Here is a 3429-nt window from a genome sequence, read left to right on the forward strand (position 1 = left end):
TGTCGAACGTGACCGGGGTTTTGGCGACGGAGGAGGAGCTGACCTCGCCGGGGTACTGGGCGCGGCACATCCGTCAGGCCGTCCGCTTCCACGACGGCGTACGCCTCCTGGAGCAGTCGGGCGTCCGGCAGTACGTGGAACTGGGCCCGGACGGAGTCCTCACCTCCATGGTGGAGGCCTCGCTCACCGAGCCGCCGGGCGCACTCACCCCGGCGCTGCGCCGGGACCGGCCCGAACCCGAGACCGTCATGTCGGCGCTCGCCCTGCTGCGGATCAGGGGAGCCGAACCCGACTGGGACACGGCACTGCCCGGCGCCCGCCGCGTGCCGCTGCCCGGCTACGCCTTCCAGCACCGGCGCTACTGGCTCGACGCACCCACCGCCGACGTCGACGCCGAGGGCCTCGGCCTGAGCACGGTCGAGCACCCGCTGATCGGCGCCGCCGTGAGTATGGCGGGCCGCGACGCGTACCTCTTCACCGGACGGCTCTCCCTGCGCACCCACCCGTGGCTCGCGGACCACACGGTGTCCGGCACCGTACTGCTGCCCGGCACCGCCCTCCTCGAACTGGCCCTGCGCGCGGGGGAACAGGCCGGCAGCGCACACGTCGAGGACCTGACCCTGGCCGCACCGCTCGTCCTGCCCGAACACGGCGGCGTCGATGTGCAGGTCGCCGTCGGGGACCCGGACGACGACGGACGGCGCGGCGTCGAGATCCACTCCCGCCCCGCCGGGCAGGGCCCGGACGGGGACAACGAGTGGGTGCTCAACGCCCACGGTTCACTGACCCCCGCCGACCCCTCCGCCACCGGATCCGGCCTCGTGGTCTGGCCTCCGGCGGGCGCGGCCGAGATCGACCTGGACGGCGCCTACGAACGCCTCTCCGACCACGGATTCGCCTACGGCGCCGCCTTCCAGGGGCTGCGCCGGGTGTGGCAGGGCGAGGGCGAGATCTTCGCCGAGGTCGCGCTGCCGGACGAGGCGGGCGAGCGGGCGGGACACTTCCTGCTCCACCCGGCGCTGCTGGACGCCGTGCTGCACCCGCTGCTGCCCGGCGTCACCGGGGACGACGGGCAGCCACGCCTGCCGTTCTCCTGGTCGGGTGCGCGCGTCCACGCCGTCGGGGCGTCCGTCCTGCGGGCACGGCTGACCCTGTCGGACTCCGGCGGCGAGACGCTGGAGGCATCACTGCAGATCGCCGACGGCACGGGACTGCCAGTGGCGTCGGTGGACTCGCTGGTCCTGCGTCCGCTGGCCGCGGACGCGCTGCGGGCGGCCGGTGCCGGCCGGGACGGACTGTTCCCCGCCGTCTGGTCGGTGACCGAGGCTCCCCGCGGAACGGTCGACACCTCGGGCTGGGCGGCGCTGGGCGCCTCGCCGGTCCCCTCCGTGAAGGCCTACGAGGACCTGCAGGAACTGGCGGGAAGCGGGGCGGACACCGTCCTGTGGGTCCCGGACCACGACGGCGCGGCCCCGGCCGACGGCCCCGCCCTCGCCGAGGCGGCACGGGCTGCCACCCGGCAGGCGCTGACGACCGTGCAGGCGTTCCTCGCCGATCCGCGACTGGCCGAGGCGCGGCTGGTGGTCGTCACCCGCGGCGCGGTGGCCACGAGCCCGGACGAGGACGTCCCGGATCTGGTGCACGCGGGCGTGTGGGGCCTGCTGCGGACGGCGCAGACGGAGAACCCCGGCCGTGTCGTGCTGGTCGACAGCGACGGCGACGTCACCGCAGCCGTCGCCACCGGGGAGCCCCAGGTGGCCGTGCGCGGCGGCGCGTTCCTCGTGCCCCGCCTGGAGCGCGCCCGCGGCGCGGACGACGGTGCCGTCCCGCCCCGGTGGGACGAGGGCACCGTGCTCATCACCGGTGCCACGGGAACACTGGGCCGCATCCTGGCCCGGCACCTGGTGACCGAACACGGCGCACGGCACCTGCTGCTGCTCAGCCGCCGCGGCGAATCCGCCCCGGGTGCGGCCGAGATGAAGGAGGAGCTGACCGGCCTGGGGGCCGGCGTCACCTTCGCCGCGTGCGACGCCGCGGACCGCGAGGCGCTGGCCGGCGCCCTCGCGGCGGTGCCCGAGGACCGGCCGCTCTCCGCCGTCGTCCACACGGCGGGCGTTCTGGACGACACGGTGCTCGGTGAACTCACCCCGGAGCGACTGGACACCGTGCTGCGGCCCAAGGTGGACGCGGCGTGGAACCTGCACGAGCTGACACGGGACCGTGCGCTGTCGGCCTTCGTCGTCTACTCGTCCGTCGCCGGTCTTCTCGGCACCGCGGGACAGGCCAACTACGCGGCCGGCAACACCTTCCTGGACGCACTGGCCCAGCACCGCAGGGCCCAGGGCCTCCCCGGCCTCTCCCTGGCGTGGGGCCTGTGGGAGCAGGAGAGCGCCATCAGCGGCGGCCTCGGCGAGACGGACCTCAGGCGGCTGGCCCGGCTGGGCCTGGTGGCACTGCCGTCGGACGAGGCGATGAACCTGTACGACGCGGCCTTCCGCCTCGCGCGGCCCGTGCTGGCGGCCACGTACGTCGACACCGGAGCGCTGCGGCGGCAGGGCGAGAACGCGGCGCCGCTGCTGCGCGGCCTGGCACCCGCCGGCACCGCCCGCCGTGCAGCGGCCGGGACGGGTGCGGAGCAGGGCGCGGGGCTCCTGGAGCAGCTCGGCGCGCTCGGCGCGGCCGAGCGCGAGGCGGCCCTCATCGAGCTGGTGCGGGGACAGGCCGCCGCCGTCCTCGGCCACTCCGGGCAGGATTCCGTCGACGCCGACAGGCCCTTCCAGGACCTGGGCTTCGACTCGCTCACCGCGGTCGAGCTGCGCAACCAGCTCGGCCGGGCCACCGGTCTGCGGCTGCCCACCACCCTCGTCTTCGACCACCCCAACCCCACCGCCCTCGCCCGGTTCGTCGCCGCGCGGATCGAGGAACGGCAGGGGCCGGCGGACGTCCCCGGACTCGCCGACCTCGACCGTGCCGAGGCACTGCTCAAGTCCCTGGCACCCGAGGACGAGTCCCGGGCACGCCTCGCCGACCGGCTCAGGGAACTGCTGCTCCTGGCGGAAGCGGTACCCGGCGACGCCGACGGGTCCGCGGACGGACTGGACCTGGATGCCGCCAGCGACGAGGAGCTCTTCGCGCTCGTCGACGAACTCGACTGAACGCCCGCACGCACCGTGCCCGGCCGGCAACAGGCCCCGACCCGGCACCACACCATTCGAAGCGCAGGAGTTGAAAGCACGTGACGGACGAGGGAAAGCTCCGTGATTACCTCAAGCGGGCCATCGCCGACGCTCGCGACGCCCGTAAGCGGCTGAGCGAGGTAGAAGGCCGTCAGCACGAGCCGATCGCGATCGTGGGGATGGCGTGCCGTTATCCGGGTGGGGTGTCGTCGCCGGAGGATTTGTGGCGGCTGGTGGCCGGTGGTGTGGATGC

Annotated in this window: 2 protein-coding genes; both read left to right on the forward strand. The window is 74.7% G+C overall.

Annotation, left to right across the window (positions count from 1 at the left end):
• On the forward strand, positions 1 to 3155 hold a 3155-nt coding region (locus IE178_RS34885; RefSeq protein WP_193515041.1), incomplete at its 5' end, for a type I polyketide synthase.
• Positions 3156 to 3235: 80 nt separating this feature from the next.
• On the forward strand, positions 3236 to 3429 hold a 194-nt coding region (locus tag IE178_RS34890; protein WP_193515042.1), incomplete at its 3' end, for a polyketide synthase docking domain-containing protein.

This window comes from Streptomyces griseoloalbus, from assembly GCA_014650015.1.
Lineage (GTDB): Bacteria > Actinomycetota > Actinomycetes > Streptomycetales > Streptomycetaceae > Streptomyces > Streptomyces griseoloalbus.